The following is a 15,118-nucleotide window of genomic DNA, read 5'->3' on the forward strand; positions in this document are numbered from 1 at the left end:
TATAAGGGTTTGGTAGGTTTAAGCCTGCCAAAATATCAACTTCAAAGGCTTCCATTTCATCTTGCTCAGCCTGCCCGAGCTCATGATCAAAACCCAATAGATGCAGTATGCCGTGGGTTAATAAATGGCTAATGTGCTGCGGCACTGTTTTTCCTTGCTCTGCCGCTTCACGTACCATTACGTCATGACAAATAATAAGCTCGCCAAGTGGTAGTGTTGGCATCAGCTCGATGATGGCAGCAGGCAAGTCACTGGGATAAGATAAAATGTTGGTCGCATAATCTTTGCCACGCGCTTCCAAATTAAGCTCGCGCCCTTCATTCTCATCGGTAATATAGATATCGAGCGCTTTAAGCTTTTCTTGCCATAACTCGGCATCTATACCTGCAAAGTAGGGTAATGTCAGACCCTTCTCTAACTGCCTATCGATATAAGCTAACGTCGCCATCAGTACTGACTGTAATTGCTCGCGGTGATAGAAAACATCGAGTGTCTCGTCATCAATGCTATTACTGGCACTGATGTCGAGTGTATCTAAATTTTCTTCATTATCGTTGGTTTGGCTCATAGCATAATCCTTGTGTTTTTCTGCTTATTTAAAAGCTATTTAATAAGAATTATAGTCAAAAGACTTAGAATTACTACAGTGCTATTGGGATGAATTTTACGCAGCCTCTGCGTATGCAGCACGCCAGAAAAATTTATACCAATAGCATACTGATACAGCTGTACTAGTTTTACTGTTCATTGACTATATATATCTAATAAAAAGTATCTAACAGAAAAAAACCGGATATAAAATCCGGTTTTCTTCTTTTAACATAGGTATATTGAGATAAGTTACAGCTTGGCTGCCGCATCAGCGACGGCTTGTTTGCGCTCTTGTTCTTTCATGCGCTCAAACTTACGTTTTTCTTGTAATGCCAACTGCTCTTCATCAAATACATCATAAGCTTCGACGATTTTTTGTACCAATTGGTGGCGCACGACGTCTTTTGAATCAAACTTGGTAATATGAATTTCTTCGATGCCGCTTAAGATATCCATCGCTTGTGCCAGACCTGATTTAGTACCACGTGGCAAATCGACTTGGCTAATATCACCAGTAATAACGGCTCGTGAGCCAAAGCCCAAGCGGGTCAAAAACATTTTCATCTGCTCAGGTGTGGTGTTTTGTGCTTCATCCAAAATCACAAATGAGTTATTCAACGTACGACCACGCATATAGGCAAGTGGGGCGATTTCGATAACCTGACGCTCAAGCATTTTTCCGACTTTCTCAAAGCCAATCATTTCATACAGCGCATCATATAGAGGACGTAAGTACGGGTCGATTTTTTGGGTTAGATCTCCCGGTAAAAACCCCAGCTTTTCGCCTGCTTCTACCGCAGGGCGTACCAGCAAAATGCGCTCAATCTCGTTACGCTCAAGCATATCAACGGCACAAGCAACGGCAAGATAGGTCTTACCCGTACCCGCAGGCCCGATACCAAACGACACATCAGAGCTCAGCACGTTTTTGACATAACGCTGTTGGTTGCCACCACGTGGAATGATTTTGCCATTACGCGTGCGTAGACTAATCGGCGTAAAGTCACTTGCTGAGTCTAAATCATCCTCGTCATTAGCCACTTGCTCATCATTTTCCATATCCTCATCACGTGAGATACTCGATTGAATAATGAGGTGTAGCTCTTCTGGACTGATATCTTTGGTGTTTTGTGCCTCGTCGACCAGCTTATAAATAATACGTTCACCACGCTCAACACCCAATATATCGCCACTCAGACAAAAGTCGCCTCGGCGTTGGCTAATTTTAATATCGAGACGTTCTTGGATATATTTCATGTGATTATTGTATTCACCAAGCACGGTTTTAAGCTGTGTTGGGGTCAGTGTTTCAAACTTTATACGGCGGATCATGGAATCAGTCAAGCGATTATCCTTGTATTGGTTGCCCGATGTCATTGTGAAAATTCTATTACTCAGTTGTTAAAGTGCTATAGATTTACGGGCTTCAGAGATAAAATAGTTGGTTTTCTTTTATTGGTTTTAGATAGTGTTGATTGCTTTTCAATTGCAGAGATAAAATAGCGGCACAGTTATTTTTAAAAGTTGTCTTTAAAAGCTATCTTTAAAAGTTATGATTGAAATATGAATAACCATAAGTCAATGTCCTGCCTTCATTATGGTAGATAGTTTTTAAAATTCAAGCTATATAGATGTATGCACGGCTTTGTTTTTGTATGGTGATTGCAACGACTGCCAATGCACCGCAAAAGTAAAGCCGCAAGAATTAGATATAGCCACTAGATATAACCGCTATGGATACCGTCAAGACCACAGAATGATAAGCAATTTGTGGTAATCTATGGCTTAGATAATAGAGCAATAACAACTGGGCTGAAAACTATAAAAACATGAGTGATTTTCTAAAAGTGTAAAGTTTTTGAATAGGTACTAACCACGTATAAAAGCGTGCTAAACAGGAAATTATAGGAATAATAACGATGCAAAATACTGAGTCAAATTTGTCAAAATCTAACCAGACTAAACTCTCTGCTATGACTGAGCAGCAGGTACTGATTGCTGGTGGCGGACATGTGGGTTTGTCGTTTGCTTTGCTATTGGCACATCATGGTATCGCCAGTACTTTGCTGGAAAAAAACAGCTATCCGACCATCAGTCCAAGCGATGACAGTCAACGTAGTCACTACTTAGACAGCCGTAATACCGCCTTATCACGGCGTACGGTACAGATTTATCAAGAGATTGGGCTGTGGGCTGAGCTGAAAAGCCATGCCTGCCGAATCGATGCGGTTAGAATCAGCGAACAAGGTAGCTTTGGACGCGCGCAGTTAAATAAAGCCGAGGAGCAGGTCGAGTCGTTTGGACAAGTGATGGAAAACGCCTGGCTTGGACGTAAGTTGCTACTGGCTGCCCAACAAGAGCCGTTGATTACCCTGATTGATAATGCCGATGTGATCGCCGTTGATCAGCAAAGCGACAGCGTGACCCTAAGTTTTAGCTACTATGGCGAAGAAGAGCATGAGCAGCAATTGCAAGGCAGCGTTTTAGTGGCTTGTGATGGTCGCGACTCTACTGTGCGTCAGTTATTAGATATTGGTACGACGACTTATGATTATAAGCAGACGGCTATCGTTGGTGTGGTTGAGACGGATCAGCCTCATGAGCATAATGCGATTGAGCGTTTTAGCCCAGCAGGGCCACTGGCGGTGTTGCCATTGACCGATCCAGAAGGCGACGGCAATGACGACTATCAAACGGGTTATAGACGTTCAGTAGTTTGGGTCTGTCCAACGGGTGAAGAGACGCAATATCTAGAAGATGATGCCCATTTTTTAGCAACCTTGCAGCAAGCCTTTGGCGAGCGCGCTGGCACGTTTAAAAAAGCAGGTCGCCGCGGTGCTTATCCATTGACCCGGGTGCTGGCGGACAAGCAGGTCGATGGTCGCTGCGTTATTATGGGTAACGCGGCACATACTTTACATCCGGTAGCTGGTCAAGGCTTTAACCTCTGTATGCGCGATGCGCATGTGCTGGCGCAGATGATGAGTGCGCAAGTGATGAAGGGTGCGGATATCGGTAATCCTACCTTACTCAAGCGTTATGAAAAAGCCCGTCAAACCGACCAAAAACGTGTCATTCGCTTCTGTGATGCGGTGGTACATGGTTTTACCCATCCAAATCCAGCGGTGAAGCTGGCACGTAACGTGGCCTTGGTTGCCTTTGATAAACTGCCCAATATTAAGCCGTTAATTGCAAACTATGCGATGGGCTTAAAATCTTAGTCTTTAGTTTGAATACCTAGCTTTCAAACTTCGCAAAGGTAAAATTGTGGGTTAAAAACCTAGCTTACAACCATAAAATTAGATAGCTGAAAGTGAGTTGTTAATAGCTGTTAAATTTAAGGATGTTTTATGAAAAATAACCATACGCTCATCATCGGTGGCGGTATCGTCGGTGCAACGCTTGCCCTTAAACTGGCACAAGATAATAAACCGGTAACGCTGATTGATGCGCGACCTGGACGTAGCGAAGCAGATTGGCAGCAAGTGCTTGGGCAACGCGATGCGCGTGTTTATGCCTTGAGCCTTGCCAGTATTGGTCTGCTTAAAGAGGTGGGTACTTGGCAGAAGATCGCAGCCTCAGAGCGTAAAGCTGATTACTCGCAAATGCAGGTTTGGCAATTAAATGGTATGGGCGAGCTGTTATTTGGTGATAGTAATGATTCTACTAATAATAGTGAGAAAAATACTTCGCCAAAAATGCTTGGTAGCATGGTGGAGCCTGCAGTTATCGAATACGCATTATGGCAGCGTTTATCAGCACATGATGTCAGTCAATATTTAACCGTCATCGATGGCCAAAAGGTTGTCGATATGGATTGGATTGGTAGTCAGCAAGGCTATCGTGTGACGTTAGAGAACGGTAGCGTGATTGATGCGCGTTTAGTAGTCGGCGCTGACGGTCGCGGCTCATTTGTGCGCAAGCAGGCAGGTATTGAGCTAGATACACTCGATTATAAGCAAACCGCAATTTGTTGTGCGATTCAAACCGACAAACCGCACCAAGCAACTGCTCGACAAGCCATGCTACCGACTGGCACGCTGGCGCTATTGCCATTAGCAGATATTACCGATGAAGACAAAGCAAATCCACAGCATTGGCAATCAATCGTTTGGACACTACCACGCAATCAAGCATTGGCATTGATAGCAGAACACCCAAGATACATCGCTGATAAACTCGCTGCTGCCAGTAATTATGAGCTTGGCGCTATCCAAAAAATTGAATCAATCGCTAGCTTCCCGTTAGCCGCACAGCAAGCGAAAAGCTATGTGGCGGATAACTTAGTATTAATCGGTGATGCGGCACACGGCGTCCATCCACTCGCTGGGCAAGGGCTGAATTTGGGTATGCTCGATGTGAAGGCATTAAGCGAACAACTGACCCATGATTATGCGCGTAGTGGCAATAAGTTGTGGGGAGCCAATCAAACTTTGCGTAGCTACGAGCGCCTGCGCCGCCCACATAATAGTCTGATGATGCACAGCTTTTCGGCGCTGAACTGGCTGTTCGCTGGCTCGCTGGCTCAACTGCGTCCTATTCAACAAATCCGTAATGAAGGCATGTATCGCGTGAGCAAAATCAAACCCTTGATGCGCTTGTTTGCGAAGCAGGCGAGTGGGGTTTAAGGATAGCTTTAACTTACGGAAGCGTAAAATATGAACGTTAAATTATGGACAATAGCGTCAATTATGATAAGTGCATTAGCACTAACAGGTTGCCAAACGGCTGATTTGTCTAAGCAAAAAAGTAAAACTATCAACATGCCAACGGTTATGGTTAGTTTAGATAGCGACGGCGATGGCGTGCCTGATGAATTAGATCAATGTCCAAATACAAAAATGAAAGGTAATGTAGTAGTGGATGACAGGGGCTGTCACCTCATTATGGGACCTGATATGAGTCTAAAGATGGAGTATCGTGCCTTTTTTGCTAAAGGTAGCAGTGAACTAACATCTAAATATCAGGTTGAACTGGATAAAGTAGCGGCAAGAATGAAAGAATATGATACCGCTATTTTTAAGATTGAAGCGCATATTTCAGAGGATGAAAATAATAAAGAGTTAAGCTCATTACCTAAAAATAGAGCACTGATAATCAAAAACTATCTTTTATTAAAGCATGGTATAGAATCGAGTCGATTAATGACTTTAAATTGTGAGGCTAGAGCGCCCATCGCACCCAATGATACTGATGAGGGTAGGTCTTTTAATCGTCGGGTCTATGGTTTATTAACTGAACCTGATAATGAGTATCCTATCAATTTAAAAGATGGTATCTGCGTTAAATTTTAAATCAAGTTTTTATCAATTATTGACCATTCGCTCCCATTAGTTTCGACAGTAAATGGTCAAAACTAGTCAACTATAAACCGTTCTTTTATTTTTGTATTATGCAGCATATGTTAAAGGTAATTTGTCCTCGTTCGAGTTGGAATCAACGTTTTAAAAGTTTATTGAACGAGTTTCCTGCTGTACCTGATGATATGGTTAAGCTTAAAGATTTTGGTTTAATGACAAGCTTAGAAGATTGGAGGTTGTGGCAATAGTATGAACTGATGCTGATGAGAAGCTAGAAATAGAGAACCGCCACTTGCAAAAGCAGAGGTGACGGTCATATTGGTATATATAGTACCATATAAAATAACTTAAGTTATATAAACTTAGTAAACCCTAATTTTTTTCTTATTTGCAAAATCTAAAGGCAAACCACATGCTCATCCCTAAATACTGGGCGCAATACAAACAGCGCTTTGAATTGCGCGAGACGCCTAATAAACCCTCCAAGCAAGCAACTATCAAACGTTATGGTTGGTCAGATATTAGTCAAAGTGCGGCGTTAACTCATGCCAAAGCGCGAGTGGATGAGGTGCATAAGTGCTGGCTGGCAGGTGAAGATATCTTACGCCGCGAACGCAGGGAGGAATATAACGCAAGCAACGGCATTCCTATCCGTGAACAGATTATCTCCGAGCATTCTTTTCCAGAAGATGGATTGCCTAATAATAACGCAGTAGCGACGCAGCTTATCGTCACGCGTAACAGCTATGGGGCACAAGTCGCCAACGTTGATAATATTGCAATTATCGATGTCGATAATGATGATTTATTGCGTCATAATTATCCTGATGATTATAACCATCATGGCTTTATGCCTGCCTTCCTCGTTAATCAAAGCAATCCATCAGCCAAAGTGAAGGTTTGGGTTTTTGTCATCGTCTTTATACTTATCGCCAGTGTCATCGCTTGGCTAGGATTATCTTGGTTGTGGTTATTAACAGTAATGTTTGGTGCGACTGCCTATTTATGGCAACAAGCCAGTGTAAGAGACAAAGCTCGCGCACAAAAATATGCCGATGATGCCGCTTCATTGCTGCCTTTTATAACGGATTTAATCAAAAAACGTATCACCAGTCATCCCAATGAGTCTTTTCGTTTATATCAAACACCCGCAGGCTTTCGTATTATTGCAACGCACGATGTTGTATCGCCAAGTGATAGCGTGGTCGAAGAATGGTTTGCGTATTTCCATGCGGATACCAATTACGTGCGTCTATGTCAGGTGCAGCACTGCTTTCGTGCGCGGCTCACCGCCAAGCCGTGGCGTATGAATGAGGTCGAAGATAACAATTTGGCTAAAGATATTCCTGCGAAAGACTTTTGGTTTAGTTTTGAGGACACAGATGTAGAGCGTAGCATTGAACAACGTCAAGATGAGTTAAAAGCACGTAAGCAGTGGATTGCCGACTATGATAACTATGCTAAAAACTATCGAGCGTGCCATTATGTCGAGAGTATGATTGGTAAAGAGGTTGCCAATAACAGTAAAGCACACGCTAATATTGATGATTTTGTACAATGGCATGACCGTGCTTGTCAGGTGAATAAAGCGTTGCCTTTAGCTTAAAACCTATTTTGCGCTATAGTTTTCAATAGGCATTATACTTTGATTAAATTAAGGAAGATTGATCATGAATATTAAACTCTATAGCGCTTTATTATTAACCGCATCTATAGGTCTAATAGGCTGCCAAACTACCGAAATTATACCGCCCAAAACCACACCTCAATATGAAAATATCATTACCTTAATACCAGATATTCCTGATTCAGATGGTGACGGCGTACTCGATGATATAGACGAATGCCCAGGCACTCCGTATAACGTGGTGATAGATGAAAGGGGTTGTCCGCATTCCTTACTCTTTGGCGAAAACGAATTTATGATGGAAGCTAGAGCCTATTATGCTGAAAATAGCAGTGAGATAAAAAGTGAGTATTATGAACAGCTAGATAACGCAGGGAAAAAAATGCAAGATCATTTGGACGCTGTCATGCGTGTTGAAGGGCATATATCCAAGCGTGAAGAAACTAGCGCCAATCAAACATTATCAAGATACCGTGTGGAAGGGATTAAAAATTATATGACCATGAAACATAATATTGATCCTGATCGTATTAAGACCGTTTACTATGGATCAGAGCGCCCAATTGCGACAAATGACGCCGAAAACAGTTGGCTCAATCAGCGTATTTATGCGCTTATTAGCAATGTTGAATAATAGACCTCTTGCGAAAGTACCAGTTCATTGACTGTCACTGACAGAGTTACGAGGGCTAGCGACGACTTATGCAAGAGGTTTAATATATTGAGCGTTTTAAAAAGTGTGAAAATGATGACAAATAAAGCGGTAAATTATTCTGGATGAAGAGAGAGTAATAATGACCATTAAAACCTATAGCACGTTATTGCTGTTAGCAGCATTCATAACGTTAGCTGGCTGCCAGACTACCAAAATTGTACCGACCAAAACCACACCTCAATATGAAAACATCAGGACGATGCAAGCAGAAATTGATTCAGATGGCGATGGTGTGCTTGATGCTATAGACGAATGCCCTGAAACGCCGCCTAACGTAGTGGTCGATGCTAAAGGTTGTAAAATAATAATTGAGGGCGGTGATGCACTTGAAATGGAGTTTAGGGGATTTTTTCTACCTATGAGCAGTCAACTACCTGATATTTATGATACAGAGTTTATAAAAATGGCAGAAAAAATCAATGAGTATCCAGAAGCTAGTGTTTTTGTTTTTGGTCATGCAGCTACAAATGAAATTGATGAAGATGCTGTAGCGACTTTTGGTTTCGGTTCTTTATCACGCAATCGCGCCCTTAGCATCAAAAATACGTTAGTCTTGCAACATCATATTGATGCTAAGCGTATCCGCACTTATGAGTGTTCAAATAAACTATTGGTTAGAGAGACAGATTATATAAACCCTAGTTTTAACGCACTTAATATGAAAGGTCTTGAGGCAAAACAGCGCCGAGCCACTTTAATGGCGAGCAGTGAAGTGATAGATTTAATGAATCTTGAATATAATTCTGATATACAAAGGTATGGTGAGTACGCCAAGCATTGCAAACCGTTTAAATAGGGCAGTATTTGAAGTTTAATCACCATCTACTGTTAAAACTTATATTTACCCCAACGCCGAAAATACCACCATCAGCACTGGCGCGACAATATTAATAATAAAACCAAAGCTAATCGCTAACGGTACGACTTTTAGACCGCCAGATTGCTGAATAATTGGCAAAGTAAAATCCAAGCTGGTCGCACCGCCAAGCCCGACGGAAGCGGACGGATATTTACGCATAAACACAGGGATAAATATCAACGCAAAGAATTCACGTATCAAGTCATTAAATAACGCCACACTGCCCCAAACAGCGCCATAAGCATCGGTCATGATAATCGCTGACAGTGAATACCAACCAAACCCTGACGCCAGTGCCAAACCCTTGGTCCATGACACATCGCTAAATATCAACGCAAAGATAAGCCCGCCAACCAGCACGGCTAGGGTAAAGATAATGCTCATCTCAACGCCTCGTTTGTTGAGCAGCACTTCTTTTAAGGTAATCCCCGAGCCTTTAAGACCAATACCAACCAGCAAGATTAATATCATCAGCATCACCGTCATGCTGTTTTCAGGTGGCATATAATCAGCTGGCAAGAAATAACCAATCACAAAGCCGATTGCCACACAAATGATTTGGGCGAGGCTACCGCGAATACTAACGCGATGCTCTTTGGATTTGACGCTGGGCTTTTTAGCGTGCCATGGACGCAGACGATCAAACAGCATGAGGGCAAATAAGCCCGACCCAATCGTCAATATCGATAGTATAGTGACATACAGCGCAATCTCGCCTATCTGGCTGCCAAGCCCTTCCACTTGTGCTAGCTCAATACCAATCAGCGCTAAGATAATAAATATCAAATAAGATAGGCCTTTGTCAGCAAGCTTAGTCATAGTAGGGTTGGAAGGAATGGCAAAGCCAATAAACATTGGCATTAATACCAAAACAAGAGTAACTATGCTTTGCATGGTGATTGGCTCGCGGCGTTTTTTTAAAAGATGTTTTCAATAAGGCATTTCTAAGAAGCTGGGGATTGTAACATATCAGGCTACCGATACTGTTATGTACAAATAATATTCATGGCAAATTATGCAAGGCTATTGCTTAATGATTATTATTTTAATGGATGGTAGTGATGACATGACATATTGGTTTTGATTCTGTTTAAATCACTTAAAAAAGACTTAGAATTAGTTTTGAAGCTGCGTTAAGTCCAATTCTAATACTTTACCTGATCAACTTTTGTTGCTACATTGACACAATCAATGTATTTGGCGGGCATCATGTCGTTATACCAGCTCAAGACCCAGTTTCAGGATCAATTGCGACCAATAAGTAACACGTTGGTCGAGCAAAATATCACTGCTAATCAGGTGACGGTGTCAGCAGTATTGTTAAGTGTAGGAACCGCTTATGTGATTGCCAAGCCAGCAGCAGAAAAGCAGACGTTATGGTTGCTACTACCTTCGTCATTGTTTATACGTATGGCACTCAATGCCATCGATGGCATGATGGCGCGTGAGCATGGGCAGGCGTCAAAACTTGGCGCGATACTTAATGAGGCTGGAGATCTCATTGCAGACACGGCATTATTAGCCAGTCTGATGCCTCATGTTACTAATAGCACATCTCAAGTTTTAGAAAGAGGTGTCTTCTCAAACCAGCGCCATATTATTAACCTGATTGCACTTAGTACTAGCACCGAGCTATTGGCGATAACCAGTGATGCAGCTCTAAAGATTCGGGCAAACCAAGGGCCGTTAGGTAAAAGTGATCGGGCTTTTATATTAGGCACACTGGGTGCAATTATAGGCAGTAAAGCGCCTTTATCATTATCGCATGCCAGAATAGGGCAGTTATGCTTACTGACAGAGGCATTATTAATAAAAACCTGTCTGAACCGTTTACGCTATATGGCAGACTTATATTTAATGCGTCAGCCGCCTGAGCTTAGAGAGACATCAAATATACTATCAAAGCAGCAGTCAAATACGTTTCATGCTGTACTTAGCGATGTTACTTCTCATACCTTTTCACCCAATTATTCCGTTAAAGCTTCCTTATTGGAGTCCAAAATAATGCCCTCGATTAATACAAATAATGAAGATGCACCAAAGTATATAACCATTGATACCGACTTGCCTAAGCAAGCCATTATCAATGGTGAAAGTTGCTATAACGCTTATGATGGCACGGCGATTTATTACCGCTACTGGCTAACGATGCCTTTGGATGAGATAAAGAAAGCTAAGCAGCAACATACACAACAGCGCCAAGTGGTTTTATTGCATCGTGGTCATGAGCATTCGGGACGTTTAGCAGAGCTTGGACAACAGTTTGCAGCAGCTGGTTATCAAGTGTTTGCATGGGATGCGCGCGGTAATGGGCGCTCGGGTGGTATCAAAGATCATGCCGAGAGCGTGACTCAGCTTGAGCGAGATTTAAACGACTTTGTACAAATGGTTATTGGACAGACGGGTATTGCCATTGACGATACGCTAATCGTAGCCAGTAGTATTGGTGCCGTACTCGCAGCAGCATGGGTACATGATTATGCGCCCAATATTCGCGGGATGATACTCGGCACGCCAGCGCTACGTATTCGCTTATATATGCCGTTTGCGATACCGTCGTTAAAGGTCGCGCGTACGCTAGGTCTGATGTCACGCGTCAGTAGTTACGTCAAAGCGCAAGTATTGACCCATGATAAACAAGCACAGCAAGCCTATAATGCCGATCCGCTGATCTCAAATAGTATCTCAACCGATCTGCTTATCGATACCCATGCGACTGGACAGCGTTTACTCGATGATGCGGGCGCTATTACTGTACCAACCTTTGTATTGTGTGCAGGTAAAGACTATGTGGTTGATAAACAAGCTGAGCGTGACTTTTATGAAGCGATTAATACCACTAATAAGCGTTGGCAGCTGTATCCAGACAGCTATCATGCGATTTTTCATGAGACCAATAAGGCAGATGTCTTTGACGATTGTATTGATTTCGCTGAGCAAGTATTTAGTACACCCGCACAAGCGCCCGATTTGCGTACCGCGCATCTTAACAGTGCCAGTAAAGACAAGGTTGATCGTTTAGCGATTAAGCCTTTTAATCCAAGCTTTGCGCTGACGCGTTTTGCCATGCAAAAATTCGGTCATGTTAGCGACGCTATCGCGACGGGACTTGAGCATGGTTTTGATTCCGGTCATTCACTTGATCATGTTTATTATAATCAGCCGAGTGGTCAGAATAAATTTGGTCAGGCGGTCGATAAGTTTTATCTCAGTAATATCGGCTGGCAAGGGATTCGTATCCGCCGTGAGCATATACTAGAGCTGGCACGTGAAGCGTTGGCAGATATTAAACTTGCCAATCAAAACCAATCTAATCAAAACCAAGTTAATAAAAACAGCCTTGATGAGTCAACTCAACCAAAATTGCTAGATATTGCCAGTGGTCATGGTTTTTACGCGTTTGATTTATTAACAGAGTTTGAAAACCTGCATGCTGAGCTACGTGATTATGAAGTGCATAATATTCAAGCGTTGCAAGCCAAAGCAGAACAGTTAGAGATTGCTGATCGTGTCATCACTTGTCAAAAAGATGCGTTTGACCCTACCAGTTATTCTAACCCGCAGAAGAAGAGTGGCAATATTAAAAGTCTTGACGATTCAAAATTTGATATCGCTATTGCCTCTGGTGTGTTTGAGTTGTTTTCTGATAACACGCTCCCTGCCACCGCATTGGCGGGCATTTATGACAGCTTAAAATCTAGTGGTTATTTACTTTATACCAATCAGCCGTGGCACCCTGAGCAGGAGTTTATTAGTAAAACCTTAAATAATCATCGTGGTAGTAGTTGGGTGATGCGCTGTCGTTCACAAGCTGAAATGGATCAATTGGTTGAGTGTGCGGGCTTTAAAAAGGTGGCGATGCGTATCGATAAGTTCGGTATCTTTACCGTGTCATTAGCGATTAAAACAGCAACGACCAATGATGAATAATCGATGAGTAACAACAGTACAAAGCCTTATCAGCGTGTGCAGCTTTTTTCAGGCGGTGGCTCACGTTTTGGTTATTATTTAGGTAGCTATGCGGCCTTGGTTGCTCATGATTTGACGCCCGATATTATCATTGGTACCTGCGGCGGTAGCTTATCAGCCTATCTAGTACAGCTCGCGTCTGACCCCAAAGACTTGCAGCAATTGATGTGTAGCCGCGAGTTGTATCGTGCCATTGCTGCAATCAGGCATGTTGCGCCCAATGAAGCCAATAGGCGTCTAAAAATACGCTACATGACTCACGCACTCAAACGCTGGCGCTTATCAAGGCAGCTATCTAAAAGGCAACAATATCAGCAAGCAGACAGTTATGAGCAATTATTAGATGAATTGCAACAGTTAGCGATGTTTCGAATTGATGACGAGAGTCAATGGCTTGATGAGCTATCTGGTTTTTCTTCTACCAAAAATGACGATAGAAATTTTAATTCCACCAGCCCAGAGATAGCCATTGTGGCTAGCCGACTATATCAAACGCCTGCTAGCCACATTTCGTCTAACTATCCATTAAAGCTACCAGTAAAGCTCCAAGAGTTGTTATTTGCACCGCCACGTTTGACGGCTTCTTTATCAGAACTTACTGACAAAAAAATGCGATCCCCTGCGCACGTATTTGCTGAGGAACGCATACATCAGTCTGTTAAAGTTTTGAGCCAGTGGGAGTTTGCTGCAGCGATTCGTGCTTCTATGGCAGATATGTATTATCTGCCGCCAACGCATATTGAGGAGCTTGGCTGGTGCTTAGGCGGGGTGATTAACCTAACTCCTATCGAGCTGGCTTGCCAATTGGCAGAAACGGTATTTGCAGAAACCAAGGCCGGTTATGATTCATGGCTCGCTGCTCCTGCTATTCAACGCGTTTTTGGTTTTGATCCCAATCAGCGTTTGGCACAGGTACATGGCTTTTTACCAAGTACTGAGTCATATCAAGATAATTTTGAGAGTAGCAGTCAACTACATTGGTTGCCATTTGCGGATAACGGCGAGCAGTTGGCAGGGCAGCACGTGCAAAAGCGCTTTAATATGAAGCAAATGACAATCGAGCTGATGCACAGCGATTATGACGGCTTTGTACAGCAAATGCAGGCGCAGTGGCAGTATGGTTATCAGCGTACGGCTAACTATCTACAGCAGCATGGCTTATGAAAAATCCCGCAGCGCCTATGTATCCAGAAATTATCAACACAGAAGCTGGGCTTACAAAAGCAACCTCTAAAAATGATGCTTCAAATATGAATGCCCCGCATCTTATCGTTATTGGCGGCACGAGTGGTATTGGCTTGGCATTGGCACTTCACCACCAGCAGCTTGACTGGCAAGTTAGTATTGTTGGTCATAATACGTCGAAGATAACTTATATTAACAGCCAGCACCCTAATATCGTGACTTATACTTGCGATTTAACGGATAGTATTCAAACACAGAAATTATTAGATAGTCTGGCAGGTATACGCTTTCATAGGCTAATTTATAGTGCAGGCAGCTATCTAAACGAGCGTGTGCATCAGCTAAATCAAGCAGACAGCGATAAAATGCTAGCGATTAATTTTCAAGCCTTTGAACAGACTTTTAGGTGGGCGAGTGAGCAGTTAAAGCATCAAGAAAATCTTCAGAATCAATCACTGGGTTTTACCAAAAATCATAGACCAAGCCTTATCTGTATCGCCTCTATCGCTGGCATCATGGATTATCCTTATGCCAGCCTTTATGCCAAAAGCAAACGTGCGATGATTGCGGCTGCCAGTGCTTATCGAGCGGCACTAGCGCCTTATGATATCCAAGTGAATTGTATTGCTCCAGGCTATATCGATACCCAAGCACTGCGTGATTTGAATGATGGTGATGCCAGCCATAAGCCCTTTATAATGAGTGCGCAAACGGCAGTTGAGCATATCATGCAAGCGATTGACAATAATATTGAACTGACAGTATTTCCACGTCCCATGCGTTATATTACTGGTGTACTAAACCACTTACCCAAGCCGTTACTGAATTGGATATTACGTAGTAAGTTGGATAAAAAGAAATAGTTTTATGGA

Annotated in this window: 12 protein-coding genes; 9 read left to right on the forward strand and 3 right to left on the reverse strand. The window is 42.7% G+C overall.

The features are described 5' to 3' along the window. A partial coding sequence (gene ybeY / locus ACT3TU_RS01485) for an rRNA maturation RNase YbeY (protein ID WP_444783950.1) occupies nucleotides 1-568 on the reverse strand: 568 nt, incomplete at its 3' end. Nucleotides 569-840: 272 nt separating this feature from the next. Continuing rightward, nucleotides 841-1,923, reverse strand: coding sequence for a PhoH family protein (locus tag ACT3TU_RS01490; protein WP_192523816.1), 1,083 nt, complete (start codon nucleotides 1,921-1,923; stop codon nucleotides 841-843). A 587-nt stretch (nucleotides 1,924-2,510) separates the two neighbouring features. Between ACT3TU_RS01490 and ACT3TU_RS01495 the strand changes: the two genes are divergently transcribed. From ACT3TU_RS01495 to ACT3TU_RS01520, 6 genes are all read left to right on the forward strand, one after another. Further along, the gene (locus tag ACT3TU_RS01495; RefSeq protein WP_192523797.1) at nucleotides 2,511-3,812 is read left to right on the forward strand and encodes an FAD-dependent monooxygenase; all 1,302 of its coding nucleotides are present in this window, start codon (nucleotides 2,511-2,513) and stop codon (nucleotides 3,810-3,812) included. A gap of 129 nt (nucleotides 3,813-3,941) precedes the next feature. Beyond that, nucleotides 3,942-5,219, forward strand: coding sequence for an FAD-dependent oxidoreductase (locus ACT3TU_RS01500; protein WP_192523798.1), 1,278 nt, complete (start codon nucleotides 3,942-3,944; stop codon nucleotides 5,217-5,219). 30 nt (nucleotides 5,220-5,249) lie between these two features. Then, nucleotides 5,250-5,885 (forward strand): OmpA family protein, encoded by a 636-nt coding sequence (locus tag ACT3TU_RS01505; RefSeq protein WP_192529192.1) that lies wholly within the window; start codon nucleotides 5,250-5,252, stop codon nucleotides 5,883-5,885. A gap of 418 nt (nucleotides 5,886-6,303) precedes the next feature. Beyond that, complete coding sequence (locus tag ACT3TU_RS01510) at nucleotides 6,304-7,497, forward strand: hypothetical protein (protein ID WP_192523801.1); 1,194 nt, start codon at nucleotides 6,304-6,306, stop codon at nucleotides 7,495-7,497. Between the two features lie 64 nt (nucleotides 7,498-7,561). Further along, a complete protein-coding gene (locus ACT3TU_RS01515; RefSeq protein WP_192523802.1) occupies nucleotides 7,562-8,152 on the forward strand; it encodes an OmpA family protein in 591 nt (196 codons plus the stop codon). A gap of 280 nt (nucleotides 8,153-8,432) precedes the next feature. Next, on the forward strand, nucleotides 8,433-9,029 hold the full coding sequence (locus ACT3TU_RS01520) for an OmpA family protein (protein WP_192523803.1): 597 nt from the start codon (nucleotides 8,433-8,435) through the stop codon (nucleotides 9,027-9,029). Nucleotides 9,030-9,074: 45 nt separating this feature from the next. Here ACT3TU_RS01520 and ACT3TU_RS01525 read toward each other — a convergent pair whose 3' ends face one another. Next, nucleotides 9,075-9,986 (reverse strand): lysine exporter LysO family protein, encoded by a 912-nt coding sequence (locus tag ACT3TU_RS01525; RefSeq protein WP_192529191.1) that lies wholly within the window; start codon nucleotides 9,984-9,986, stop codon nucleotides 9,075-9,077. 315 nt (nucleotides 9,987-10,301) lie between these two features. On the opposite strand from ACT3TU_RS01525, the gene ACT3TU_RS01530 reads away from it, so the two are divergent. Genes ACT3TU_RS01530 through ACT3TU_RS01540 form a run of 3 tightly spaced genes read left to right on the forward strand, consistent with a single transcriptional unit; the run spans nucleotide 10,302 to nucleotide 15,109 of the window. Next, entirely contained in the window at nucleotides 10,302-13,022 is a 2,721-nt protein-coding gene (locus ACT3TU_RS01530; protein WP_444783951.1) for an alpha/beta fold hydrolase, read from the forward strand. A gap of 3 nt (nucleotides 13,023-13,025) precedes the next feature. Next, nucleotides 13,026-14,225 carry a patatin-like phospholipase family protein gene (locus tag ACT3TU_RS01535; protein WP_444783952.1) on the forward strand — a complete coding sequence of 400 codons (1,200 nt, stop codon included), beginning with the start codon at nucleotides 13,026-13,028 and terminating at the stop codon, nucleotides 14,223-14,225. Then, a complete protein-coding gene (locus ACT3TU_RS01540) occupies nucleotides 14,222-15,109 on the forward strand; it encodes an SDR family NAD(P)-dependent oxidoreductase (RefSeq protein WP_444783953.1) in 888 nt (295 codons plus the stop codon). The genes ACT3TU_RS01535 and ACT3TU_RS01540 overlap by 4 nt, the downstream gene beginning before the upstream one ends. Nucleotides 15,110-15,118 lie beyond the last annotated feature (9 nt).

Source organism: Psychrobacter sp. AOP3-A1-26 (genome assembly GCF_052378235.1).
Classification (GTDB): domain Bacteria; phylum Pseudomonadota; class Gammaproteobacteria; order Pseudomonadales; family Moraxellaceae; genus Psychrobacter.

What these genes read in the sequence shown, in the direction of transcription:
- ACT3TU_RS01520 (WP_192523803.1), top strand. Translation starts at nt 8,433, where the DNA reads ATGCAAGCAGAAATTGATTCAGATGGCGATGGTGTGCTTGATGCTATA.
- ACT3TU_RS01515 (WP_192523802.1), top strand. Translation starts at nt 7,562, where the DNA reads ATGAATATTAAACTCTATAGCGCTTTATTATTAACCGCATCTATAGGT.
- ACT3TU_RS01505 (WP_192529192.1), top strand. Translation starts at nt 5,250, where the DNA reads ATGAACGTTAAATTATGGACAATAGCGTCAATTATGATAAGTGCATTA.
- ACT3TU_RS01495 (WP_192523797.1), top strand. Translation starts at nt 2,511, where the DNA reads ATGCAAAATACTGAGTCAAATTTGTCAAAATCTAACCAGACTAAACTC.
- ACT3TU_RS01540 (WP_444783953.1), top strand. Translation starts at nt 14,222, where the DNA reads ATGAAAAATCCCGCAGCGCCTATGTATCCAGAAATTATCAACACAGAA.
- ACT3TU_RS01525 (WP_192529191.1), bottom strand. Translation starts at nt 9,986, where the DNA reads ATGCAAAGCATAGTTACTCTTGTTTTGGTATTAATGCCAATGTTTATT.
- ACT3TU_RS01530 (WP_444783951.1), top strand. Translation starts at nt 10,302, where the DNA reads ATGTCGTTATACCAGCTCAAGACCCAGTTTCAGGATCAATTGCGACCA.
- ACT3TU_RS01490 (WP_192523816.1), bottom strand. Translation starts at nt 1,923, where the DNA reads ATGATCCGCCGTATAAAGTTTGAAACACTGACCCCAACACAGCTTAAA.
- ACT3TU_RS01500 (WP_192523798.1), top strand. Translation starts at nt 3,942, where the DNA reads ATGAAAAATAACCATACGCTCATCATCGGTGGCGGTATCGTCGGTGCA.
- ACT3TU_RS01535 (WP_444783952.1), top strand. Translation starts at nt 13,026, where the DNA reads ATGAGTAACAACAGTACAAAGCCTTATCAGCGTGTGCAGCTTTTTTCA.
- ACT3TU_RS01510 (WP_192523801.1), top strand. Translation starts at nt 6,304, where the DNA reads ATGCTCATCCCTAAATACTGGGCGCAATACAAACAGCGCTTTGAATTG.